The organism is Pedobacter sp. 22226 (genome assembly GCF_052045455.1).
GTDB lineage: Bacteria > Bacteroidota > Bacteroidia > Sphingobacteriales > Sphingobacteriaceae > Pedobacter > Pedobacter jeongneungensis.
Map to the genome: position 1 here is coordinate 209,692 of NZ_JBQEPB010000007.1, position 24,763 is coordinate 234,454.

Annotated in this window: 22 protein-coding genes; 14 read left to right on the forward strand and 8 right to left on the reverse strand. The window is 38.6% G+C overall.

From position 1 onward, the window contains the following. Window positions 1–131: 131 nt before the first annotated feature. Together ACTJKC_RS17305 and ACTJKC_RS17310 are read right to left on the reverse strand one after the other, a co-directional pair. On the reverse strand, window positions 132–2,351 hold the full coding sequence (locus tag ACTJKC_RS17305; RefSeq protein ID WP_440793842.1) for a transglycosylase domain-containing protein: 2,220 nt from the start codon (window positions 2,349–2,351) through the stop codon (window positions 132–134). A 105-nt stretch (window positions 2,352–2,456) separates the two neighbouring features. Beyond that, the gene (locus ACTJKC_RS17310) at window positions 2,457–5,225 is read right to left on the reverse strand and encodes a tetratricopeptide repeat protein (protein ID WP_440793844.1); all 2,769 of its coding nucleotides are present in this window, start codon (window positions 5,223–5,225) and stop codon (window positions 2,457–2,459) included. 112 nt (window positions 5,226–5,337) lie between these two features. Here ACTJKC_RS17310 and ACTJKC_RS17315 point away from each other — a divergent pair, with 112 nt between their 5' ends. The 11 genes from ACTJKC_RS17315 to ACTJKC_RS17365 all read left to right on the forward strand — a co-directional run bounded on the left by ACTJKC_RS17315 (window position 5,338) and on the right by ACTJKC_RS17365 (window position 14,577). Further along, window positions 5,338–5,562 carry an AtpZ/AtpI family protein gene (locus tag ACTJKC_RS17315; protein ID WP_344852538.1) on the forward strand — a complete coding sequence of 75 codons (225 nt, stop codon included), beginning with the start codon at window positions 5,338–5,340 and terminating at the stop codon, window positions 5,560–5,562. A gap of 260 nt (window positions 5,563–5,822) precedes the next feature. Next, complete coding sequence (locus ACTJKC_RS17320) at window positions 5,823–6,212, forward strand: hypothetical protein (RefSeq protein ID WP_244094992.1); 390 nt, start codon at window positions 5,823–5,825, stop codon at window positions 6,210–6,212. A gap of 14 nt (window positions 6,213–6,226) precedes the next feature. Continuing rightward, complete coding sequence (gene atpB, locus ACTJKC_RS17325) at window positions 6,227–7,396, forward strand: F0F1 ATP synthase subunit A (protein WP_440793847.1); 1,170 nt, start codon at window positions 6,227–6,229, stop codon at window positions 7,394–7,396. Window positions 7,397–7,438: 42 nt separating this feature from the next. Continuing rightward, window positions 7,439–7,651 carry an ATP synthase F0 subunit C gene (gene atpE, locus ACTJKC_RS17330; RefSeq protein ID WP_025144011.1) on the forward strand — a complete coding sequence of 71 codons (213 nt, stop codon included), beginning with the start codon at window positions 7,439–7,441 and terminating at the stop codon, window positions 7,649–7,651. Between the two features lie 87 nt (window positions 7,652–7,738). Then, window positions 7,739–8,233: a F0F1 ATP synthase subunit B gene (locus tag ACTJKC_RS17335; RefSeq protein ID WP_123207333.1), complete on the forward strand. Its 495-nt coding sequence runs from the start codon at window positions 7,739–7,741 to the stop codon at window positions 8,231–8,233. A 91-nt stretch (window positions 8,234–8,324) separates the two neighbouring features. Next, complete coding sequence (gene atpH / locus ACTJKC_RS17340; RefSeq protein WP_344852540.1) at window positions 8,325–8,864, forward strand: ATP synthase F1 subunit delta; 540 nt, start codon at window positions 8,325–8,327, stop codon at window positions 8,862–8,864. Between the two features lie 198 nt (window positions 8,865–9,062). After that, window positions 9,063–10,637 (forward strand): F0F1 ATP synthase subunit alpha, encoded by a 1,575-nt coding sequence (atpA, locus tag ACTJKC_RS17345; protein ID WP_344852541.1) that lies wholly within the window; start codon window positions 9,063–9,065, stop codon window positions 10,635–10,637. An 86-nt stretch (window positions 10,638–10,723) separates the two neighbouring features. After that, window positions 10,724–11,620: an ATP synthase F1 subunit gamma gene (atpG, locus tag ACTJKC_RS17350; RefSeq protein WP_440793850.1), complete on the forward strand. Its 897-nt coding sequence runs from the start codon at window positions 10,724–10,726 to the stop codon at window positions 11,618–11,620. Window positions 11,621–11,932: 312 nt separating this feature from the next. After that, entirely contained in the window at window positions 11,933–12,697 is a 765-nt protein-coding gene (locus ACTJKC_RS17355; RefSeq protein ID WP_440793852.1) for a 5'-nucleotidase, lipoprotein e(P4) family, read from the forward strand. 57 nt (window positions 12,698–12,754) lie between these two features. After that, the gene (locus tag ACTJKC_RS17360; RefSeq protein WP_344852544.1) at window positions 12,755–12,973 is read left to right on the forward strand and encodes a hypothetical protein; all 219 of its coding nucleotides are present in this window, start codon (window positions 12,755–12,757) and stop codon (window positions 12,971–12,973) included. 710 nt (window positions 12,974–13,683) lie between these two features. Continuing rightward, window positions 13,684–14,577, forward strand: coding sequence for a DUF4349 domain-containing protein (locus ACTJKC_RS17365; RefSeq protein WP_440793854.1), 894 nt, complete (start codon window positions 13,684–13,686; stop codon window positions 14,575–14,577). 419 nt (window positions 14,578–14,996) lie between these two features. Here the strand turns inward: ACTJKC_RS17365 and ruvC are convergent, their stop codons facing one another. Next, on the reverse strand, window positions 14,997–15,584 hold the full coding sequence (gene ruvC / locus ACTJKC_RS17370; RefSeq protein WP_440793856.1) for a crossover junction endodeoxyribonuclease RuvC: 588 nt from the start codon (window positions 15,582–15,584) through the stop codon (window positions 14,997–14,999). 40 nt (window positions 15,585–15,624) lie between these two features. On the opposite strand from ruvC, the gene ACTJKC_RS17375 reads away from it, so the two are divergent. The 3 genes from ACTJKC_RS17375 to ACTJKC_RS17385 are packed head-to-tail and all read left to right on the forward strand — an operon-like array spanning window position 15,625 to window position 18,858. Beyond that, on the forward strand, window positions 15,625–16,602 hold the full coding sequence (locus ACTJKC_RS17375) for a lysylphosphatidylglycerol synthase domain-containing protein (RefSeq protein ID WP_440793858.1): 978 nt from the start codon (window positions 15,625–15,627) through the stop codon (window positions 16,600–16,602). Beyond that, a complete protein-coding gene (locus tag ACTJKC_RS17380) occupies window positions 16,580–17,716 on the forward strand; it encodes a glycosyltransferase family 2 protein (protein ID WP_440793860.1) in 1,137 nt (378 codons plus the stop codon). Before ACTJKC_RS17375 ends, ACTJKC_RS17380 begins: the two co-directional genes overlap by 23 nt. Beyond that, a complete protein-coding gene (locus ACTJKC_RS17385; RefSeq protein WP_440793862.1) occupies window positions 17,716–18,858 on the forward strand; it encodes an ABC transporter permease in 1,143 nt (380 codons plus the stop codon). Before ACTJKC_RS17380 ends, ACTJKC_RS17385 begins: the two co-directional genes overlap by 1 nt. Before the next feature lie 82 nt (window positions 18,859–18,940). Here the strand turns inward: ACTJKC_RS17385 and ACTJKC_RS17390 are convergent, their stop codons facing one another. The 5 genes from ACTJKC_RS17390 to ACTJKC_RS17410 form a co-directional block, all read right to left on the reverse strand. Next, window positions 18,941–19,888, reverse strand: coding sequence for a DUF5777 family beta-barrel protein (locus ACTJKC_RS17390; protein ID WP_440793864.1), 948 nt, complete (start codon window positions 19,886–19,888; stop codon window positions 18,941–18,943). A gap of 5 nt (window positions 19,889–19,893) precedes the next feature. Next, window positions 19,894–20,436 (reverse strand): YceI family protein, encoded by a 543-nt coding sequence (locus ACTJKC_RS17395; RefSeq protein ID WP_440793866.1) that lies wholly within the window; start codon window positions 20,434–20,436, stop codon window positions 19,894–19,896. Window positions 20,437–20,484: 48 nt separating this feature from the next. Next, a complete protein-coding gene (locus tag ACTJKC_RS17400) occupies window positions 20,485–20,853 on the reverse strand; it encodes a hypothetical protein (protein WP_440793868.1) in 369 nt (122 codons plus the stop codon). Window positions 20,854–21,224: 371 nt separating this feature from the next. Then, a complete protein-coding gene (locus ACTJKC_RS17405) occupies window positions 21,225–23,306 on the reverse strand; it encodes an insulinase family protein (protein ID WP_440793870.1) in 2,082 nt (693 codons plus the stop codon). Between the two features lie 32 nt (window positions 23,307–23,338). After that, window positions 23,339–24,652: a M16 family metallopeptidase gene (locus ACTJKC_RS17410; RefSeq protein WP_440793872.1), complete on the reverse strand. Its 1,314-nt coding sequence runs from the start codon at window positions 24,650–24,652 to the stop codon at window positions 23,339–23,341. Window positions 24,653–24,763 lie beyond the last annotated feature (111 nt).

Genomic DNA, 24,763 nt, shown 5'->3' on the forward strand with positions numbered 1-24,763 from the left:
TATAATTTGGGCGTGCCCCTAAGCTGCACAAAGGGTCAGGCTATCCGTTACAATCTTTTGTTGCATTTTCGCTGCGCTCAATTTTGCAACAAAAGGATTTCCACTGCTATCCTTCACGCAGAACCTGAGAGTTAAAATCCCAACTTCTCATCAAGCTCAGTGGTACCTTCTTCCTGTTGCTGGTACTGGTTACAATCAAATGTAATTGAAACACCCGATTTTGGCGCTTCGAAATCGGCATGACTGATTTTTAAAGCCGGATTGGCATATACCCTTTTTATAAAGCCTGCAAAAATAGGGAGGGCGGTATTGGCACCTTCACCCTGGCTTGTGCTGATAAAGTGGAATGCCCTGTCTTCGCAACCCGTCCAGATACCGGTTACTAATTGTGGGGTAATGGCCATAAACCAGCCATCGGAGTTATTTTGAGTGGTACCGGTTTTTGCCCCGATTGGTGCATTAACTTTATATTTATAGTTCAGCCTTGATCCGGTTCCGTTCGTTACCACACCTTTAAGCATTCTTGTCATTACGTAAGCCACTTCCTCGCTCATAATTGGTTTTGGTATTTCTTTTTGAGAAAATAATACCACGCCATTCTTATCTTCAATTCTCAATAAATAAATCGGTTTGGTATAGGTTCCTTTATTGGCAAAAGCACCGTAAGCGCCCACCATATTATAAACAGAAGAATCAAATGTGCCCAAACAGATTGAAGGAAAGGCCGGAACATTGGGGATACCCATTTTAGTAGCCAATGTAGATACAGCCACGGGACCAACCTGTTTCATTAAATAAGCGGTAACAAAGTTTTGAGAGTAGGCCAACGCTTTTTGTAAGGTAATACTACCTGGTAGTGGTTTGCCCGAGTTTCTTGGCGTCCAGGGTTCTCCATAACCATCTATGGTTACCGGAACGTTTGGCACGGTATAACATGGCGAATAACCATTTTCAATGGCTACCGCATACGTAAACGGTTTTGCTGTTGAACCAACCTGACGGGTTCCCATTTTAACCTGATCGTATTTAAAATGCTCGTAGTTAATTCCACCCACCCATGCTTTTACATGTCCGTTAGTCGGATCCATCGTCATCATAGCATTACGCAAAAGCATTTTATAATAACGCACAGAGTCGATCGGTTTCATAACCGTATCAATATTACCTTTCCAGGTAAAAATGGTCATTTCGGTTTTAGTGTTGAAATCGCTGGTAATTTCCTCGTCCGATTTACCTTCCAGTTTTAATGATTTATAACGATCAGATCTTTTAATACCCTGTTCAATCTGCAATGCTTTATCTTTAAACGGATTTCTGCCTTTCCAGCTTGCAATAAACTGTGCCTGCAACACTTTCATGTATTCCTTTTGCGCTTCTTCGGCATACACCTGCATATCGTAGTTCAATGTGGTATAGATTTTTAAGCCATCGCGGTCTAAATCATACGGCGTTCCATCCGGTTTGGTAATCGACTGCTCCTGGAAAATGGTTTTGATATCATTCTTTAATACCGAACGGAAATAAGGTGCAATACCATCATTAACCGTTGCTGCATTAAAATGCAGGTTTAAAGGTTTGTCTTTTTCTTCGTCAAATTGTTGTTGGGTTAGAAGCTCAGATTTAACCATCATTGCCATTACCGTGTTCCTGCGGTCTCTCGAACGCTCAGGATGGCGGGTTGGCGAATACATGGTAATCCCTTTTTGCATGCCTACTAAAGTCGCGGCCTGCGTTAGGGTAAGTTTATCGGGAGTAGTGTTGAAATAAACCCTAGCGGCTGATTTAATGCCATAAGCCTGGTTACCAAAATCGACCGTGTTTAAATACATGGTGATGATTTCTTCTTTGGTGTAATTCCTTTCCAGTTTAACAGCAACAATCCATTCTTTAAATTTGGTTAACACCAAAGAGAAGAAGTTCAGGTTCGATTCGCGTGGAAAAAGGTTTTTAGCCAATTGCTGGGTAATGGTACTTGCCCCCTGTTTTTTACCGATTAAATTGTAACCGATAATAGAAAACGTACGTTTAAAATCGATCCCCGAGTGTTCTTTAAAACGGGTATCTTCTGTGGCAATTAAACCGTTTATTACATTTTCGGAAATATCTTTATAGGTAACGTTCGATCTGTTCTGAACAAAATAAGTACCCAATGGACGGCCATCTTCGGCAATAATTTCGGATGCCTGGTTGCTTTTCGGGTGTTCAATATCCCTGAAAGAGGGAAGGGCTCCAAATAAACCCAGACCAATCATCGAAATAAAAATAGCGAAAAGGGCAATTCCCCCAATCAGTAATTTCCAGATGATTAAACTATATCTTTTTGTTTCTTGTGCAGAAAGGGATTTATTCATTTTGTGTTGTTATTTTCCAAAATCACCAGAATGGCAATTTTGGATGCAAATTTATTAATTTTTATAGAATCAATTTTCAGACTTAAGTCTAAATGCCTTCTATATTTATTTGTAGTTGTCTTTTAAAAACTCCAGGTATTCGTTAATCCGCGACCGGTCTGTTAGCTTTTCGAAGTTTTCTTTACTGATGATAAAGCCTTTATATAGGTTAGCCGGAACTTTCATAATGTTCTTTAACTGCCCTGTAATGCTTGATTCGTAAATTTTCGCATCTTCAAGATCAATAAAACTTGTCACATAAATCAGCTGATCGTTATCCAGCTCCACCAATTTGTGTACCAAATCATTGTCGGGGTAATTTCCACGGTTAAACTGGCCTATTCCGAAACGTGATGAGCTTAAGGTTAAAGTAGCATCGGCCACGTCGATTACATAGTAATATTCTTCTGATTTTGCCGAACTGAAAATGCTGGCAGGTTTGGTTGGATCGACTGGTTTAACTTCAACAGGTTTCACAACCGGGGCTGGTTCAGCTGGTTTTGTTACAGGATTTTCAACCACAAGCGGTTTTGTCGGTACGGCGATTGGGGCGGCCTGACTAACGAAGCGGGGTTCGTTGGCATCAAAATCGATAAGGGCAACCGGTCTTTGTTTAAATTCATCCAGATTAGTCTCGATGTATTTTAAATGATCGCGAACCAGTGGGGTAATAATTTTATCGTTTGGATAATTGGTGGTAATCAGGTTAAATTCAGTAAGTAAGGCATCAACCTTGGCAGTACGGCCAACTGCAATGGCTTTTAAATAAGCATATTGTGGCGCCAGATCGTTATTGGGGAAAGCTGAAATATTATCATCTGCCTGTTTTACCACATTTGGATAATCTTTTTTCGCATAAGCATCAAAAGCAACATTGTAGTTGTTGATGGCAATATTTTCCATCTGCGTTTGTTTAGCCGAATAAGATGGGTCTAAAATATTCTTCGCGAAATTAGATTCAGGGAATTTGGTCAGTACCAATTGTTTGTACTGATCGGATTTTACTTCATCAGTACCTTTGTAATTGAGGTATAAACTGTAGTAAATGGCTACTAAATGGTTGTTATCAGGATATCTTTTAATCAGTTCGAGGTATATTTTATTTGCTTCTGGCTTATCATTAAGTTCCTGCTGGTAAAAACTGGCGATTTCGAAATAAGCATCAATAATTTTCTGATCGGATGTAGCCAATAGCGCAGGGGTAACGGGCAAAGCATCTGAAAACTGTTTTTCTAACGAAGTCTGATCCGAAGCCGCCGTATTGGTTTGTCCGTTTGCCGGGGTAATATTATCCGTGGCTACTTTCCCTCCGGCTAAAACCTGACTAGTTTCCTGTGCCGATGAGCGCACACTCTGGCGCCAGTTATCTTCAAACTGACGGTTCCCCCAACGTTTTTTAAAATCGCCGAACCCGCTACTTATTGCAGCATTGTTATTAAAATAAAAGGTGCTTCCTGCAACATTATTGCCGGTATTTAAGCTCTTGTTTGGAAAATCTGGATCGTTTAAAAATTGATTGTTGATTACGCCTCCGGTATTGGCCACCTCAACTTTTGGAGTTAAATAAGCTTTTACTTTAGCCTCGCGTTGGTCGGCTGGGAGTTTTGCAATGGCCTGGGCTGTATCTTCTCTGGCAATAATGGTATATCGATCGGTTAAATACTGAAGATTATCGGCTTTTTTAACAATGTTATCGTAATCAGGGAAATTTTTAGGTAAAATCATTACCGTACTATCATAATACAGTTTTGCTTTGATGTAGTTATTAAACTCTTTAAAGTTTAAATCTGCAATCCTTAAATATGATAATGCTTTTTGGGTTTGGTTTCTTGTACTTTTTGCAACCGATTTATGGTAATTTTCTTCTGCTTTTATAAAATTTCCTTCTGCAGAGAAAAGTTCGCCAACCTGATAATAGATTTGATCTGTATAATCGAAGTTTTTATCGTCTTTTAATAAAGCCAGCAACTGGTCTTCTTTATTCAGTTTTACTCCGCTGAGGAATGCTTTTAGCTTAATCCGGTTTAAATTGGCGTGAAAATACATTTCGAAAGGCGCATTGCTCTTTTCAACTTTAGTGAAATTGGCATAGGCATCCTCGATGTTTTTTTCTTTTTCCTGCAACTGTGCCAGAATAAAGCGCCAACGGATGCGCAACTGCTTTTCTGCCGGTAGGGCAATGGCAGATTCTAAAAATAAAACGGCTTCTTTATTCCGTTTCTGGTAAATGCGCATCTGGGCAGCTGTGGCCACAGGTTCGGCCAGATCTTTTTTTAACTGATCAGAAGCGCGTAACATGGTATCGATTATTTTATCGGCCAGCACCATATTATTCAACTGCATTTGGCTCCGTGCTTTCCAGTTCATGGCCATAATGAACGTTTTAAGGTCGCTGTTATAGGTTTTTGCCGTATAGTCGAAATATTCTGACGCGATAAAATAATTTCCCTTTAAATAGTTTGCCTTGCCCAAAAGCATATAGGCATCATCGATATAATTACTGAAACTTTTATCGTTAATGATGGTTTGACCTTTGGTAATCACATCATCAAGCTGTTTATTGGCAACGCCCGGTGTAAGCACCAGATTTACCTGTGGCTCAGGATCGAGGTAAACAGGCAGTGTTTTTTCGTAATTATCTGCATAACTTTGCAATAAACTCTCATTATATTCGGTAAGTAAAACATTAGAGTTATAGATATAGTTATACCTTGCCGTTAAGTTTTGAAACCTACGGTCTATTGCGGTATCTTTATTTGCAACACAACCATAAATGAGGAGCGCGCTAAAAAGGAGGATGAAGGGATTTAAGTTTTTGTTCGCGTTTTTTTTCAATGATGTTAAATCTCTTTAAGTTGATATACAGTAAACAATATATATAGAAAAATATTTTATCTGGCAACAAATTTTAATTATCCCAAAGTTAATTTAATTATTGCATTAAAAAATGGAAAAACCAAAAGAAGAAAATACAAAGAAAAAGGTAAATGCAGCTGCTAAATATTCTGCCATTGGTTTCCAGATGATCGCTACAATTGGTCTGCTTACTTTTATCGGTTATAAGATTGACGAACACAGAAATAGTAAAACCAACTTAATTACGGCAGCTTTTGCGCTGGCAGGGGTGGGAATTGCGCTGTATCAGGCCATTAGGCAGGTTACGAAGGGGTAGTTTACAGTTCCCGGTTTTCGGTTTTCAGTTGACGGTTCTCATCAGTTAACCAATTAGAAAAAATGTAAAATGTAAAACGGATGATGGAACTCCACACTATGCCCAATGCCCTCAGCTCTCTCAATTATCCAATTTAACCAATTAACCAGTTCAAACAGTTAACCAAACTAACAATTTAGCAATTAACCAATCTTCATTAGTTACTTGATCCTAAAAACCTTATCTTTGCAAAAGTTTTTATCTGCTAAGAAATTATTCCATTGACTCTAGCCAAATTTACCAGTATCTATTTCATCTTCGTAGGCTTATTGATAGGCGTTGTTGCCGTTTTACCTTTATTATTTCCCGACAAACAGCTTCTTGTGAACAATTTTTGGGTGATGTTCGGCTTTTTGGCCGGTATTACTTACATCGCTTACATGTTGGTAGATATTGGTGTAAAACGGGATCCTGAAGTGGGTATTATGGCTATTATGGGATCAATTGCAGTGAAGATGATTTTTTGTATGGCTTTTGTGCTGATTTACAGTATAAAAGCAAAGGGAATTGGGCTTGTATTTCTGCTTAATTTTTTTTCTTTATATTTATTGTTTACGGCCTTTGAAATTTACTGTTTGTTACGTAACTTGCGCCACCAAAATTTAAAGTAAAAAACTGCCAATAAATGGATTGTAACCGAGTTTTTGTGTCTAAAGTTAAAAGGCTAACTATTGTTTTTACGCTTTTAATCGCGTTTTTATCTATCAAAATTGATACTTTCGCTCAAGTTGATAGCGCTGTTGTACCTGTTGATAGTGCTATTGTCGAATCTGCTCATGCAGTTTCTGGCGAGCACGGCGCTGATGCTAAACACGGTGAAGAAAAATTCGAGCCTACCAAAGTAATTATGGAGCACATTGCTGATTCGCATGTGTGGCACCTTTGGGGACATACTTCGTTGCCTCTTCCGGTAATTTTATATACAGCTAATGGTTTGGAAGTGTTTTCTTCAGCTCATTTTCATCACGGCGAAGAAGATTATCAAGGAAAATACAATAAATACCGCCTGGTAACAGGTTTAAAGCAAAGCATGTCGAAAGATATGTTTAATAAAAATATTAAAGTTGTTGGTGCAGATGGTCAGATTGATGAAAATGCATCTGATACAGTAATCGATTTGTCTATTACCAAAAATATAGCAGCAATGTTTGTCGCTATATTCGTAATTGTAATAGTGTTTGCTGCTGTGGCCAGAGCTTATAAAAAACGTGTTGGTAAAGCGCCAAAAGGTTTGCAGTCTTTCTTTGAGCCGATTATCATTTTTGTTAGAGATGATATTGCTAAGCCAAACATTGGTCATAAGTACGCTAAATTTATGCCTTATTTATTGACTACGTTTTTCTTTATCTTATTTAACAACTTATTAGGTTTAGTTCCGATTTTCCCAGGTGGTGCCAACGTAACCGGTAATATTGCTTTAACTTTTGTTATGGCTTTAGGTACCATGATCATTGTTAACATTAATGGTAATAAATACTATTGGAAACACATCTTTTTACCTGATGTTCCATTTTGGTTATGGCCTTTAATGGTAGTAGTTGAGGTGATTGGTATTATTTCTAAGCCTTTCGCTTTAATGGTTCGTTTGTTTGCAAACATTACTGCAGGTCACATTATCGTATTAAGTTTAATTTCCTTAATATTTATTTTCGAAACATTGGCTATTGCTCCCGTTTCAGTTGCATTCGTATTGTTTATGGATGTACTGGAATTACTGGTAGCGTTTTTACAGGCCTTTATTTTTACATTATTAACTGCCTTGTTTATTGGTATGGCAGTAGAAGAACATCATTAACAGAAAACTATTTTTTACAAATTAATATAAATTAAATTAGTTATGGTAGGTTCAATCGCGGCAATTGGTGCCGGTTTAGCAGTAATCGGTGCAGGTATCGGTATCGGTCAAGTAGGTGGTAAAGCAATGGAAGGTATTGCTCGTCAACCAGAAGCTGCATCAAAAATTCAGACTGCAATGATTATTGCTGCTGCCCTTATCGAGGGTGCTGCTTTATTCGGTGTGGTAGTTGCATTATTAGGCTTAAACGGTTAATAATCACTGAAGAAATTAGGTTGGGTATTTAACGATTGGTTATTTACCCAGCCCTATTAAAAGATTGTTTTTAAAAATTAGATAAAAATGGAATTAGTAACCCCAAGCATAGGATTGGTTTTTTGGACGTCGTTAGCATTCATCTGCTTATTGATCTTACTTAGAAAATTTGCATGGAAACCTATTTTAGGTGCAATTCACGAGCGTGAGCAAAGCATTGATGAAGCCCTTAACAAAGCTGAATTAGCAAAGCAGGAAATGGCACGTTTAACCAGCCAGAATCAGGATTTGATGCAACAGGCGCGTGCTGAACGTGATGAGATTTTAAAGGAAGCTAAAACCTTGAAAGATGGTATCTTAAACGAAGCTAAAAAACAGGCTCAGGTTGAAGGTGCTAAATTGATCGAGAAAGCTAAAATCGAGATCGAAAACCAAAAGAAAGCAGCTTTAGCCGAAGTTAAAGATCAGGTTTCTACGTTATCATTAGAAATTGCAGAACGTGTTTTGCGTACTCAGTTAGATGATAAAACCAAACAGGAAGCTTTAGTAGCTAACTTATTAAAAGACGTTGAATTAAACTAGTTTGAGAAAATAGATTTGAGACACTAGATATTAGATAGGAGATTCGTTCTCACATCTTCCATCTCACATCTCACATCTCACACCTAAGAATATGTCAGAAATTAAAGTTGCAAGCAGATACGCCAAATCATTAATCGACTTAGCCGTTGAAAACAACGCGTTAGAATCCGCTTATAATGATATGGTTTTGTTTGAAAAAGTGGTTGATGAAACCCCTGAACTAGAAGCAATATTAAAAAACCCGATTGTACCTTTAGATAAGAAAACTGGTATTTTAAACGGTATTTTTGCAGATAAGGTAAGTACACTAACCATCTCGTTTTTCAAGATTGTAGTTAGCAAAGGTCGCTCTTCGATTTTATTTGCCACTGCAAAACAATTTGTACAACAATATAACCTAATCAAAGGTATTGTTACTGCTGATGTAACTACTGCAAGTGCTTTAAGCCCTGCAGCTAAAGAGCAGATTGTAGCAATTGTAAAAAGAGAACTAAACGCCAACCAGGTTATTGTTAACGAAAAAATTAACGAGAAACTGATCGGTGGTTTTATATTAAAAGTTGGTGATAAGCAATTTGATGCAAGTATTGCCAGCGGTTTAAGTAAACTTAAAAAAGAATTTGCGCAATAGCGGATAACGTTTTGCGTGAGGCGTTTAGCGTTGATTCGCAAAATGCCTAAAAAAATATAGTGAAGCGTAAGTGTTGGCGGTAAAACGCCAAACGCAAACCGCCAAACACAAGAGTATTGCGATAAGCGTATGGCACGGAAAACGCCAAGCGCCATGCGCTAAGCACTAAACATTTATAAAAAGATATAAAGTAAAATTATGGTAGAGGTAAGACCAGACGAAGTATCGGCAATTATCAGACAGCAATTGGCGGGCTTCAAATCAGAAACCGAACTGGAAGAAGTTGGTACCGTGTTGCAAGTGGGCGACGGTATTGCCCGTGTTTACGGTTTAACTAAAGTTCAATCGGGAGAGTTAGTTGAATTTGCAAACGGCCTGCAAGGTATTGTATTAAACCTTGAAGAAGATAACGTTGGTGTGGTACTTTTGGGTGCTTCAGACGAAATCAAAGAAGGTGATACCATTAAACGTACCAAAAAAATTGCCTCTATTAAAGTTGGTGAAGGTATGCTTGGCCGCGTAGTTAATACTTTAGGTGAGCCTTTAGATGGTAAAGGACCAATCTTGGGTGAAACTTACGAAATGCCTTTAGAGCGTAAAGCACCAGGTGTAATTTACCGTCAGCCGGTAAACGAGCCTTTACAAACAGGTATTAAAGCAATTGATGCGATGATTCCAATCGGTCGTGGTCAGCGTGAGTTGGTTATCGGCGACCGTCAGATTGGTAAAACTGCCGTTTGTATCGATACCATTATCAACCAGAAAGAATTTTATGAAGCAGGCCAGCCTGTGTTCTGTATTTATGTAGCTATCGGTCAGAAAAACTCTACCGTTGCCAACATTGTACGTACATTGGAAGAAAACGGTGCTTTACCATATACAGTTGTTGTTGCTGCTTCGGCTGCAGATCCTGCTCCAATGCAGTTCTATGCTCCGTTTGCAGGTGCTGCAATTGGTGAATTTTTCCGTGATACAGGTAAACCAGCTTTAATTGTTTATGATGATTTATCTAAACAGGCTGTAGCTTACCGTGAGGTATCTCTATTACTTCGTCGTCCACCGGGCCGTGAAGCTTATCCTGGAGACGTTTTCTACTTACACAGTCGTTTATTGGAAAGAGCTGCGAAAATCAACGCTAACGATGATATCGCTAAAAACATGAACGATTTACCTGAGTCGATTAAACATATCGTTAAAGGTGGTGGTTCATTAACTGCACTTCCGATTATCGAAACACAAGCGGGTGACGTTTCTGCATATATTCCAACCAACGTAATTTCGATTACCGATGGCCAGATCTTCTTAGAGTCGAACTTGTTCAACTCTGGTATCCGTCCTGCAATTAACGTAGGTATCTCGGTATCACGTGTGGGTGGTAACGCGCAGATCAAATCAATGAAAAAAGTAGCAGGTACTTTAAAGTTAGATCAGGCTCAATACCGCGAGTTAGAGGCTTTCTCTAAATTCGGTTCTGACTTAGATGCTGCAACTAAATCGGTATTAGATAAAGGTGCACGTAACGTAGAAATGTTGAAACAAGCACAGTTCTCTCCATTTACTGTTGAGAAACAAGTTGCAATTGTTTACGCTGGTACTAAAAACTTAATGCGTAGTGTTCCGGTTAACAAGGTAAAAGAATTTGAAACTGAATTTTTAACCCAATTGGAATTACGTCATCCGGAAACTTTAGCGGCATTAAAAGCTGGTAAATTTGACGATACCATTACTGGTGTATTAGATACCGTAGCAAAAGAGATTTCAAGTAAATATTAATAAGATTTGAGACATGAGATTTGAGATTTGAGATTGGGCAGAAACGTCTAAAATCTCATATCTCACATCTCACATCTAAATAAAGAATGGCTAATTTAAAAGAAGTAAGAAACCGGATTGCGTCGGTACAATCAACACAGCAGATTACCAAAGCTATGAAAATGGTTTCGGCAGCAAAGTTGAAACGTGCTACCAATGCAATTATCGCTTTACGTCCTTATGCAACTAAACTGAAAGAGATTTTAGGTAATCTGTCGGCAAGTTTAGAGGGATCGTCATCGCCTTTTATCCAGGAGCGTGAGCCCAATAAGGTTTTAATTGTTACTGTATCTTCAAACCGTGGTTTGGCTGGTGCTTTTAACATGAACGTAATTAAAGCGGCCAACAATTTAATTGCTGAGAAATATAGCGAACAGCTGAAAAACGGTAACGTGAGCATTATTTCTATCGGTAAGAAAACTCAGGATTTTTATGAAAAACGTAAATATAATGTTATTGGCAACAATAACGAAGTATATTCGGCCTTAACTTTCGAAAATGTAACCAAAATTACAGATGCGATTATGGCTGGTTTTATTAAAGGTGAGTTTGATAAAGTAGAAGTTGTTTATAACCGTTTTAGAAACGCAGCTGTACAGTTTATTACTACTGAGCAGTTATTGCCTTTGCCTAAAGCAGAAGCTACTACAGCGGATCTTAAAACCGATAAGAAAACAACAAATGTTGATTATATTTTAGAGCCTTCTCAGGAAGAAATTGTAGAACAGTTAATTCCTAAATCAATTAAAATCCAATTATATAAAGCGGTTTTAGATTCTCATGCCTCTGAACACGGTGCACGTATGACCTCAATGGATAAAGCAACTGAAAATGCTGGTGAGTTATTGAAAGCTTTAAAACTTTCGTACAACCAGGCACGTCAGGCAGCAATTACAACTGAGTTAACTGAGATTGTAAGTGGTGCAGCAGCATTAAACGGATAATAGTCTGCAGTTCTTAGTTTTGAATTAGCAATACTATTTGTATAAAATATAAAGCTCATTTCTTAATTGAAATGGGCTTTTTTATTGATTTAAGATTTATGTAATCCAAAATTATTATGATTTTTATGGATTGTAATCCAGAATTATTATGTTTTTTATGGATTCGAATGTAGAATACGGTGAAAATAGAACAGCAAGATACCGTTACTTTTACGCAGGCTTATCCCGATGCAGAAACATTGTTGATATCAAAAACTGATAGAGGAACTTTTTTGAACGGTTAAACTTTATCTTTGTCCTTTATTATATATCATGAAAAGATACTCCATTATTATCCTGTTACTCGCTCCATTCTTTGTAAAGGCCCAAAACCCGGCACGAGATTATACCAATGCAGTGCTTTGGCAGCAAACCTCGGGCGAGTACAGAGCCTTATGTTTCCAGGCTTATAACTTCGCCCGTTTATCGTTAAAAGAAGCATTATGGGCTGATACAAGTAGAAAACCAAACTGCGTAATTGTTGATATTGATGAAACGGTTCTGGATAACTCTGCCTTTCAGGGACACGAAATTAAAAAAGGTCAAAGTTATGTACCCGCCGATTGGACAGCGTGGACAAATCTGGCTAAAGCCGATACCGTTCCGGGTGCTTTGGCATTTTTAAAATTTGCCGCCTCAAAAAACATCGAAACATTTTATGTAAGCAACCGCGATGAAAAAGATTATGCTGCTACTTTAAAAAACCTGCAGCAATTTGGATTCCCTTATGCAGACGATGCACATTTGATTGTTTCAAAAGGTACCTCAAATAAGGAGCCGCGCAGGCAAAAAATAACAGAAACGCATAATATTATGTTGTTATGTGGCGATAATCTGAGCGATTTCAGCAATATTTTTTACCGTGAACAGAAAAACACCTTTGAGCAGGTAAATACAAACCAGGCCTTATTTGGAACGAAGTATATTGTATTGCCAAACCCGATGTACGGCGATTGGGAAAAGCCTTTGTATCAGGGCGAAAAGCTTAGCGACAAAGATAAAGCGAAACAAAGATTAGAACGATTAAAAAGTTACTAAGTTTTATAATTATTCAGCAATAAGTATTACTTTTGCAGCATCATAAACATAAATATTATGGAGAACAACGAATTAAAGCACAATACAGAAAGTATGAAAGCGGCTAACCAGCCAGGAATTTATAAATTAATAATTTTTGGTGTAGTGGTTTGCATGGTGGGTACTTATTTGCGTTTCGCTCACGATTCTTGGCAAATGTCTTTAGTTTCATGGATTATCTTATTTGTCGGTGCAATTATCGCTATTAAGGGTGTTTTCAAAATATTAGACGCATAAGCAATTTGCTATCAAGATATAAAGCCGTTCCGATTCACATCGGGACGGCTTTTTTGTTTTACTGCCCAAACCTATCAGGTTTTAAAATCTGACAGGTTTGGAAAAAAAACTTAAAGTCGAAAACTGTAGATTGTCAACTTCCGATTTATTTGGGCGTTACCTAAGCATTGCAAAGGTCGGGCTTTACAGGGCTGCGCTTCGCTCCGGTACCGATGAAGGATCGGTACTAAACCCTTACAATCCCTAACGCAAAACCCACCGTTTTAAAAACCTCACGGGTTTAATCGGGTTCTTTTAAATACCAAGAATCACCAGCTTTGTTAAATAAACCCGATAGAACGAAAAGCCCGGAGCGAGGTACGAGTGAGGACTTGGAGGGATAGCGGGACTGCCTTCTGCCATTAAAACAGAACCATACATTTTCTGAAAAAATTATTCTTTAAGCTTTTCTATTTTAACCTCGCAGAAGTAATTCGTATTGTATATTTGTTTTAATTGCCTATTGAGGGATGCGCCGTTTTAAAACCTGCAAGGTTAAAGTAACTACTCCAAACTCCCACCTCAGCACTCCAAATTCAACGTTGGGTTACCTAAATACAATTCTCGTATTAAGGATAAATACAGCGTTAAAAACTAACCAATACGCTGTACTTCTTATGGCCATTTGAAGCAAATATTTAAAATGATTATTTATTTAGAACCACACAATCATGAAAAGGAATATTATTGCTATAGCCATCGTTTTAACCATTTTTGGCTGCCAAAAGGAAAATAAAAAGTACGCAGGTGCTGATGCTGTCGAATCAAATGAGTTAAATAAGGAAATCTCAGATAGCACTGCCACAGAGAAAATCATCAAAACTGCCGATATGCGGTTTAGGGTAAAAGATGTGCAGCAAACCAAAGAACAGCTCAGCAAAACCATTAAAGCCGAAGGCGGCACAGTTGCCGAGTTCTCAATCGAAAGTACCATACAGGAAACCGATAAAATTAAACAATCAACGGATTCGCTAAAAGAAATTACTTCATACCGCACCCAGGGTTATCTGGTAGCTAAGGTACCATCTGATAAACTGGATGAATTTACCAACACCATCGCAAAAATGGCTGTCTTTGTTGACAATCAATCGATGAAGATGGACGATCAGAGCATTGCCTATTTGGCCAATAAATTAAAGGCGCAGAACCGGGTTGATGCAATTGAAAAAATTAATAAAGTAGCCACGAAAAAAAGTGCCAATGTAGAATCTTCTCTTTACATCAAAGACGATTATGTGGATAAGAAAATCGAGAATATGCAAATCGATAGCCGCGTAAAATTTAGCACCATAACCCTTAATTTTTATCAGGACAATACGGTTAAAACGATGATTGTTGCCAATGATAACCTGTATGATTATCGTCCGGCATTTATAAACAGGCTTTGGTTGGGCATTGTAAATGGGTGGACAATCTTTAAAGAAATCATTATTGCTGTGTCTAATCTCTGGATGCTAATATTGATTGGTTTTGTGGTATTTTTTGTGATAAAACATTTTATCAGAAAGAACAGGCTAGCTACTGAAGAAGCCACAAGAAATATTATTGATCGTGCCAGGCAATAAGGGGATATCGTTTATTGCCAAACTGGGCTTAATTAAGGTCTTTTTATAATCGAACATAAAATAATTTATTTTTCGACTACGCTCACGATGACAATTATTCTATTCTCCGCGCCATGGTTCGTGTTCTGACGAACCATTTTATATTCTTTAATTATGAAAGATTGCTTTACTCCCTTACTTGTGCCCCTCGCTTCAGTTCGCAATGACGAATCAGGGAATTTACTATGCAAATTATCTTTTATCTTGCCATGGTTCGTGTCCCCACGAACCATTTCATATTATTTAATTATGAAAGATTGCTTCACTCAGTTACCTGTGCCCCTCGCTTCAGTTCGCAATGACGAATCAGGGAATTTACTATGCAAATTATCTTTTATCTTGCCATGGTTCGTGTCCCCACGAACCATTTATATAATAAACTATTTCTTTGCCTTAACTACAATCCCTTTAACCTTGGTTTTATTATCGCTTACAAAAGATTCCCAACCCGAATAGGTTTTGGATTTACCCCCGGAAGTAATTTTTTGAAAGGAATGGCAAACCGCAACAGCCAATCCATCGGTAGCATCTAAAAATTCGGGTGTCTCTTTAAAGTTTAGCAAACGTTGCAGCATGGCTGCCACCTGCTCTTTAGTGGCATTTCCGCTGCCTGTAATCGATTGTTTAATCTTCCTGGGGGAATATTCCGTAACGGAAATATTCCTCGATAGCGCAGCCGCAATCGCAATTCCTTGTGCACGGCCAAGTTTTAACAATACCTGAATGTTTTTACCATAAAATGGTGCTTCGATAGCGAGAACATCTGGTTTATATTGATCGATGAGTACAACTGTTTTTTCGAATATCCGCTGAAGTTTAAGAAAAGGATCGTCTAAATGAGTCATTTTAACCACTCCTAAACTAATCAGCTCCGTTTTATTTCCCTTCTCTAAAATTACGCCATAACCCATCACCGCAGTGCCCGGATCGATGCCCATAATTATCCGTTCCTTTTTTTCGTTCAACATTACAGCAATATTAAGCATATTTGCAAATAAAAAGAGCATCTTGACAGGCAAGCACAAAAAAATACTATCACTTTTAATTAAAGCTGCAATTGTAGTATTTGCCTTTTGGTTTATTTACCATAAACTCGTTGCCAATAAAAACCTCCGCGATTTTAGTACACTTTTAAAAGATATTCCGCAGGTAGAAATTATCTCCGTGATTGGCATCGTTGTGCTCCTGATGTTGGTAAACTGGTTTTTAGAGGCCGGTAAGTGGAAGTACCTGATGAGCCACATTGAGCCGATCAGTTTTTACAGGGCTATCGAATCTGTTTTCTGCGGTTTAACATTAGCTATTTTTACACCCAACAGGTTAGGCGAATATGGAGGAAGGGTGTTTTTTCTTTCGCCCAAAAGAAGGATAGTTGGCATAGTGGCCATGAGCGTGGGCAGCATCGGTCAGCTGGTATTAACCAATGTTTTTGGCGCTATTGCAGCGTGTTTTTTTGTGTACCGCTTTATCCCGATTGATCGGGTACTATTTATCGCCCTGGTATTTTTCGCGGTAATTTTTTGCCTGTTTTTTCTGATTTTCTACTTTAATATCCGATGGCTGAACGGAATTTTGTTATCCTTTAAATTCACCAGGAAGTACAAAAAGTTTTACGGCATTTTAGCGAGGTACAGAAAAAGGGAACTTTTTAAAATCATCACCTACTGTTTTGCACGTTACCTGGTATTTAGTTCACAATATTTCATTCTGTTTGTTTGGCTGGTACCCGGTTTACATTATGCAGATATCGTAATGATGACCTGTTTGCTCTTTTTGGTGCAATCGGCACTGCCCTCGCTTGATCTTTTCGATGTAGGCATCAGAAGTGTTACTGCCGTTGAATTATTTAAGCATGTAACCGATCAACATGTGGCTGTTATTGCATGTACTGCCAGTATTTGGCTTATAAATATCATAATTCCTGCTATCTTAGGCACTTATTTCGTTTTTAAACTCAATTTTTTTGGAAATTCTAAATCTAATTAGTCTATTATCTGCTGTTTTAACCCTAATCTATGGTTTTTTAGTCCTTTATTTTATAAGAGGATGGCACAGGCTGGTTTATTTTATCCCTCAAAAATCAGATCTGCACACCAAAGTATCGATTATTGTAGCCGCCAGGGATGAAGAAGCCAATATCAATAAAACCATTGACGATCTGATTGCACAACAATACCCGAAAACTTTAACCGAGATCATTATTATTGATGATCATTCTACCGACCGTACCGCAGAAATTGTACTCAGCTATGCAGACCGTAATGTGAAACTGATTAAGCTGAATGAAGACCGGGCGTTAAATTCTTATAAGAAAAAAGCGATACAAACCGCTATCGGAACCTGTACAGGCGACCTGATCATTACCACTGATGCCGATTGTAGAATGGGGCCAAACTGGCTGAATACCATCGTTAATTTATATGAGGAAAAAAACTATAAAATGATCTCTTCCCCGGTCGCTTATTTTCAGGAGAAAAGTTTTTTTGAACGATTACAGTCCTTAGAGTTTTTATACCTGATTGGATTAGGTGCCTCTACCATTGGAAACCAGAAACCATCAACCTGTAATGGTGCAAACCTGGCTTATGAGAAAGCTACTTTTTACGAGGTTGGCGGTTTTAAGGGAATTGATGACCTGGCATCGGGCGATGATGAATTATTATTGCATAAAATTGCCGCAAAATATCCGGATAAGATCGGTTTTCTGAAAAACAGGGATGCCATTGTATATACCCATGCAAAAGAAACCCTGGGTTCTTTTATCCAGCAGCGTAAACGTTGGGCTTCAAAAAGTACCCGTTATAAAAATAAAGCGATTATTGTTTTGGGCGTGCTCATCTGGATTTTCAATCTCAGTATATTGTCAAACTTTGTTACAGGACTGTTTATTCCGGGTTTTTTAACCCTTACTTTCTATCAACTGTTGATTAAAATGGTTTTAGAAACCTTATTTTTATGGGATGTAACCGGCTTTGCCAAAAGGCGCAGTTTACTCATTTTAATCCCTGTTTTAAATGTGCTGCATGTTATTTATATGGTATATATCGGCATTGCCGGAAACAGCGGGAAATACAATTGGAAAGGCAGAATGGTTAGATAATGGATAATAGCCCATCAAAAAAAGTATGGTTAAAGTTTAAGCGGAATAAACTTGCGTTCGGCGGGCTGATTTTTATCCTGTTGTTAATGCTGATGGGCATTTTGGGCTATTTAATTATGCCCGATCATTCTCCCGACGCCAATGTTCAAACGCTTCAGTTAAACAAAAAGAAACCAGGCAGTACTTTTACTTTTTTAATCATCAACCGGAACCCTAAAGTAGAAAAAGTAAATTTTTTCTCCAGAATGCTCAACGGGCAAACACCGGCTTTTAAAAGTATCCCGATTACCTCGTATAAAATAAAAAATCAGGCTGTTTTTGTGCAGGAATACATCGGGGACGATGAAAAAGCCAGAGAAACGGAGTACGAATTAAAAGATTTATGCCCGGATTGTGTTTTACCTTCAAAAATTGGTTCTCCCGAAGCAATTTTTGAGAAAAACAATATCTATAAGCAAACCTATATTCTGGGAACTGATATTTACGGACGCGATTTATTAAGCCGCTTGATTTTAGGTATCCGCGTTTCCTTATCAGTAGGTTTAATGGCCGTGCTCATTTCTCTTTTTATCGGGGTGAGTTTAGGTGCCATTGCAGGTTATTTTGGTGGCAGGGTAGATGCGGCCATCAGCTGGTTTATGAATGTGGTTTGGTCGTTACCTTCGCTTTTGCTGGTGATTGCCATTTCATTTGCACTTGGAAAAGGTTTCTGGCAGATATTTATTGCCGTTGGCTTATCTACCTGGGTAGACGTAGCGAGGTTAGTACGCGGGCAGGTAATGGCGCTTAAAGAAGTCGAATTTGTGGAAGCTGCAAGGGCTCTGGGTTTTAGTACCAGCAGAACTATTATTAAACACATACTCCCTAACATCGCCGGGCCGATTTTGGTGGTTGCTTCCTCTAATTTTGCCTCGGCCATATTATTAGAAACCGGATTAAGCTTTTTGGGGTTTGGTGCACAGCCGCCCATGCCAAGCTGGGGAAGCATGATTAAAGAACATTATGGTTACATTATTATGGATGCCGCCTACCTCGCTGTTCTGCCAGGCTTAGCCATTATGCTTACGGTTTACGCATTTAACGTGCTGGCCATTGGCCTGCGTGATGCTTTTGATGTTAAGGGCCAAAACGTTACTGTTTAAAAAATACTTTCGTAAAAAAGCAGTACCGTTACGATACCGCTTTCACCCTTAAAAACAAAATTTACACTTTCTTGCAATTCAATTATTTTGCTTTTTTCTTATCAAAAGAGAATCTCCTCGCAATACTAAAACCCCAACGGTATTGTCCTTTAAGCCATGAAGTATTGGTGTCGGTAATAAATTGTGATTCCTGTATCGCCGTTGCATTGGTAAAATTCAGGTGGAAGATATGTCCTCCCGTTTCAAATTCCAGTCCGGCACCAAGCGTTTTGTAATATTGAGTTCCCAATGTATTTTCGAGATAAGCTTTTTTATCTTTATCCCTGAACGGAATCGTATAATCGGCCACAAAAGCCATGCGTTTGGTGATTTTAATACGTCCCCCAACTGATACCGCAAGCATATCGTTCTGATCGCCAAAAACCGTGAAATTCCGGTGTACATAAGAAGGCATAACCAACACCGAAAAGTTCGAATTAAATTTACGGGCAATTACTGCCTGCACCACATAGGTTAAACGATCCTGAAATTCGCTGAATGCATTTGCTGCCGTCGGATCGGTAGAGGCTTTTGCTGCTGAAACGGTGGTGCTGCCGAATAAAGTTACCGCAACAGGTATTTTATCATCGGCAGTTTGCTCCAATAAGCGGTATTTTAAGTTTCCTTCGTACAATTGCGTAACTACTACTGCGCCTTTTGCCCTTGATAACCCTACCGAAAGCCTGTCACTGATTCCATATTCAAAACCGATGCGGATATCTGTTGATTGATCCAGCCCGAAAAAGTTTTTTATTCCCCCTGCACTGCCTGCAATATCGCCAAAACGGTGATCTACCCTAAAATCCAGTTCGTTTTTATAGATGGTTTCGTTGGTTTGGATATTGATTAGTTTGGTAGCCTTAAAAGTCGCCTGTACATTCTTTTTTTCGGTAGGCATCTGTAATGCTTTTTCGAGCGAATCCTGGGCATAAGCCAAAGAGGGCAGGCAGATTACAGACAGGTATAAAAGAGATTTTAGATGATATTTCATAAAAATTATTTTTTTGGTTGATAAATAGCGGTCATTTTTACCTGTACAGTTTCTGCAATCTGTTTAAAAACGATTGTTGGAATTTTGATGTCATGATCAGCCAGTTTTACATTAAAAGTAGAGATGGCTTTCGCTTCATCACTGGTAATCACCATCGATCCTTTTGCCGTATATTCTTTGGTTACCCCGTGGATCTGCAAGTTTCCTTTAACCGTAACAGGGTAAGTGCCGGGTTTCGAAAAATCGATCTGTTCTACAATTTTTCCCTTAAAATCAGAGGTAGGAAATTTATCACTCTCGATGTAATTTTCGTTAAAATGCTCCTGCATCAGCTTTTTCTTAAACTGAAAAGAAGTATTATTGATCTTGAAAATAATTTCGTTTGTTTTAGTATTAATGGCCGAAGCTCCTGTTTTGCTCTGTGCATCGATGTCTTCTACAGGTGTTGAAGAAAAAAACGAAGAATTAACGCTTTTGCTTACCCAAATTTGTGCTTTTACACCTGTGCATAAAAACAGGATTGTTAGTGTGAAAAATAATTTTTGCATCTGTAATGTATTTAAGTTCTTAATAAAACCGGCGTTAATCTGGATGGGTTATTCTGGCATACCTTTATCAAACCATGCTTGTAACAGCTCCCTTTCGCTTACCGTTAGGGTGCCTCCTTTAGGCATAGTTTTGGTAACCAGTATGCTATTGGCCACGCGTGTATCGTTTTTGACCGAAGCGATACCGTTAAATAACCAGATCGATTTGAGTGCACCATTAGGCCCGTGGCAGCCATTACATTTGGTTTGAAAAAGTGCGCTGGCAAAATTGGTATAGGTTACGTTAGCCGTAGTTACAGGTGTAGGACCATTAGTGGTTGGAGTTTCAGGCTTTATTTCTTCTGCTTGTTTTTTAGAGCAGGCAAAAAGAAATGCGGCAAAAGTGGCTAAGAAAAAAATAGAAAGTTGTTTTTTCATAAGTAATGGTAGATTGGATTAGGCATTTAATTGATTTTGTAGATTTATTTAGGTTTTTATCGTTTTGAAAATTTTTTATAAAGAATTTAACTATGCTTTTGCAGATATTTAAAACATAAATAGAAATGCAGCGAATAATGATGCGATTACCTGCTTTTTTATCTTCATAGCTCGATTTTTTTAAAATTTATCCTTCGTTTGTTTGAAATATTTGCCGTTTTGATGGGGTTATTGACTTTTAAATCGTGCTTCCATCAAAATATTAGTCGATACGTAAGTTTTTGTAAATGGGTTGCCCGCGAAATAAAAAAAATAAAAAAGCCGTCCCGATTTTTACGTCGGGACGGCTTTCATAATGGGTTAACTATAACTTAATTAAAATCCTCAGCTTTTAGTGGCGGATTTATCTTAATGTCTTTAATCACAATCGAAAATTCCTGTGAGCCTTGCACGGTTGAAACGGATTGTGCCAGGTTGAATGGGAACAATACATCACCAACTTTTTTATAGTTGGAATATTCTGTTGACTGGCTAACTTCAACAGTACCTTTTGTACTGGTGCTTTCTTCTTTTAAAAGCAAACCTGATTTTGTATCATAATATTCGGTTTTCTTTTTGCCTGACGGAGAAGTGATATTCAATTTAAATGCATCAGCTGTGCCTACTTTAGCTGTTCCTGCCGATTCAATTTTAGTTCCATCAGTTGCATAATACAATTGGCTGCCATAACCTTTGTCATCTTTCTTTTCAGCCAGGTCATCACCAGTTAATTCGGCTTTTTGCCCCATTTGCATCGAGTAGCCAGTTTTGCCATTGTAAACTTGTTTTACAGCTGTCTGTCCACCCATCAACATTTCCATGCTGCTTAAATTAGGAGCCATGTTTTTAATGTTAACCGTTAGTTTCTGTCCCTGTACTTCCATCTCGCCGGTTTGTTGTAAAGAAGTTATTTTTTTGATCGCCTCTGCACCGCCAATGGCTTTGATGTAATTGCTGATAATCTGAGCGGGTACCGGAGGTGGAGGAGAGAGTGTTACATCAAGCGGTTTAACCGGGTTTGCATAATTGTCGAAAACTTTTGGGGTAAAATTTGCCCTCAATAATCCTGGTATAAAAGCTTCACCTTTACCAACAATCACAATGCGGGTATTATCATGGTTGTAATACTTTTTAGCTACCCTTAAAATATCATCAGTGGTTACTGCATTTACCTTTTGTAAATAAGTACGGTAAAAATCTTTTGGTAAGCCGTTAATCAGGATATTACTGGCAAAAGCTGCGGTACGTGCCGGGTTTTCTAAACCTAGTGCAAAAGATCCGTTAAACAGGTTTTTGGCATTCTGCAATTCATCTGCAGTAACTTTTGTGGTGCGGATGGTATTGATTTCGTTTAAAAACTCTACCACAGCACTATCTACCTTTTCATTTCTAACGGCCGCATTGGCTGAAAATTTAGACTGGAAACGGCCTGAGCCTGTGCTGGAATAAGCACCATATGTAAAACCATGTTTTTCCCGTAAATTGTTGAATAATCTCGATTCAGAACCGCCACCCAGGATCTGGTTAGCCAGTAAAACCGGGAAATAATCAGGATTGCTCATTGGTAAATCAATTAAATTCACCACGGTAATTTCTGATTGAACCGCATTGCTTACATTGATCACATCGACTTCTGTTTTTGCGGGATTAGCTACTTTGGTTAACACCGGTAAGCTTAGCGCTGTTCCCTTCCAGTCGCCAAATGCTTTTTCGGCCAGGGCTTTTGCTGCTTCTGGTTTAATATCACCCACAAAAGTTAAATAACCTCTCGATGGGGTAATATATTTTTGATAGGCAGCTTTAACATCAGCCAGGGTGATGGCATTAAGCGAAGTTTCGGTTTCAAATTCTCCCATCGGATGGTTTTTGCCATAAGCCAAAGCATTTACCACACGGGCAGAAATGGCTTTTGCGCTTTTTTCGCTCGATTTTAACCCGGTAATGGTCTGTGATTTTAGTTTCTCGAAAGATTCTGCCGGAAAAGCCGGTTTGCGGATACTTTCTGCCATTAAAGCAAATGCCTGAGGAAAATAACGGGTTAAAGCCGAAGCTGAACCGCCATTTGCACTTGCACTTACGTCGGCACCCAGCTGATCAACAGCTTCATCAAATTGTGCTTTTGTTTTGGTGGTGGTTCCTTCATTTAACATATTGCCCATTAACCCTACTACACCAGCCTTAGCGCCTTCGGTAATTGGTCCGGCATCAATGCTGTAACTGGCCGATACTTTTGGCAGTTTGTGGTTTTCTACTACTAAAACAGTAATGCCGTTTGATAATTTATAAATAACAGGATCGCCGATGGTAATTATCGGTGCCGGGCCAGGTTTTGGTTTGTGGCTGCGATCTATGGTTTGCGCTGAAATGCCTTGAGCCAATAAGGAAACTGCAGCTATAATGAATAATTTTTTCATGTTTTTAATAATTAAAATGAAAAGCGGTCAGCTTATTTCTTAGGTAAGTAATACAATACAACTCTTTGGTTTTTGTTCAGGTATTTCTTGGCAACATCTCTAATCTCTTCGCGGGTAATGGATCTGATTACCTCTAATTCTTTGTTAATGTCGTTTGTATCCTTATCATGGAAAGTATAACCATCCGCCAGGTTTTCTGCAACCCCAAGCATTTTGCTGTTAGCACTTACATAATTGTTTTCGAATTTATTCTGCAGCTTTTTGTAATCGCTTTCACTAATCAGGTCGGTTTGAAGGCGCAAAACTTCTTCATCAATATCTTTTAACAGATCATTAAGTGGGGTGTCTTTATTTGGAAGAGCCAGTGTGATGTAAGCGCCATAATCCTCAAGCGAATAATTAAAAGCAGCAACCTGAAGGGCTGTTTTCTTCTGGTCGACCATTTTAGTGCTCAATCTCGAGCTTCCCCCTTCTGACAGAATAGAACTGATCATACCCAGAACCTTACTTTCCCTGGTTTTCATTCCCGGTACGCGGTAGGCTGCAAAAATTGCAGGGATCTGAATGTTGGCATCGTAAGCGGTATCGATAATTTCTTTGGTAATTTCTGGTAATTTGAAATCTTTATGCACAATCGGCGCACCCTTAGGTACCTCAGCAAAGTAAGATTTTACCAAAGCTTTGGTTTTATCGAGATCTAAATCGCCGGCAATGGTTAAAACAGCATTATTTGGCACGTAATATTTTTTGAAGAAAGCAATAAACTCATCTAGTTTCGCAGCATCTAAATGTTCCATCGAACCGATAGGCTGCCAGCGGTAAGGGTGGCCATCAAATAGATGGGAAAAGATTTTCTCGGTAAATTTTCCGTAAGGGGCATTATCGATACGTAAACGCTTTTCTTCTTTAACCACTTCGTTCTGCGTTTTTACACCAACTTCGTTTATTACAGGATGCAACATCCGTTCGCTTTCCAGCCATAAACCCAGTTCTAATTGGTTTGAAGGAAATACTTCGTAATAAAAAGTACGGTCTTGTGAGGTGTTGGCATTGTTCTGTCCGCCATTGCTGCTTACCAGTTTCATAAACTCGCCGCGTTTAATATTGTCGGAGCCTTCGAAAAGTAAATGTTCAAAAAAGTGTGCGAAACCGGTGCGCTGGGTTTCCTCATCTTTTGATCCAACATGGTACATTACCGAAACGGCAACAACAGGGGCGGTTTTGTCTTGATGGAGAATAACGTGGAGGCCATTGTCAAGATCAAATTCGGTAAACTGTACTTTTTGTGCGGAAGCACTTAAGCACAGGCCCGAAATAACCAAAGCAAAAAGAATTCTTTTTTTCATGAGTTTTTGTTTTTTAATACTTCGAAATGATCAAAGGCAAGAGCAAGCGATTATTTCTTTTATAAGTTAATTTGGATTTTTCCACTAAAGGGTGGAATGGAAAATAAGGAA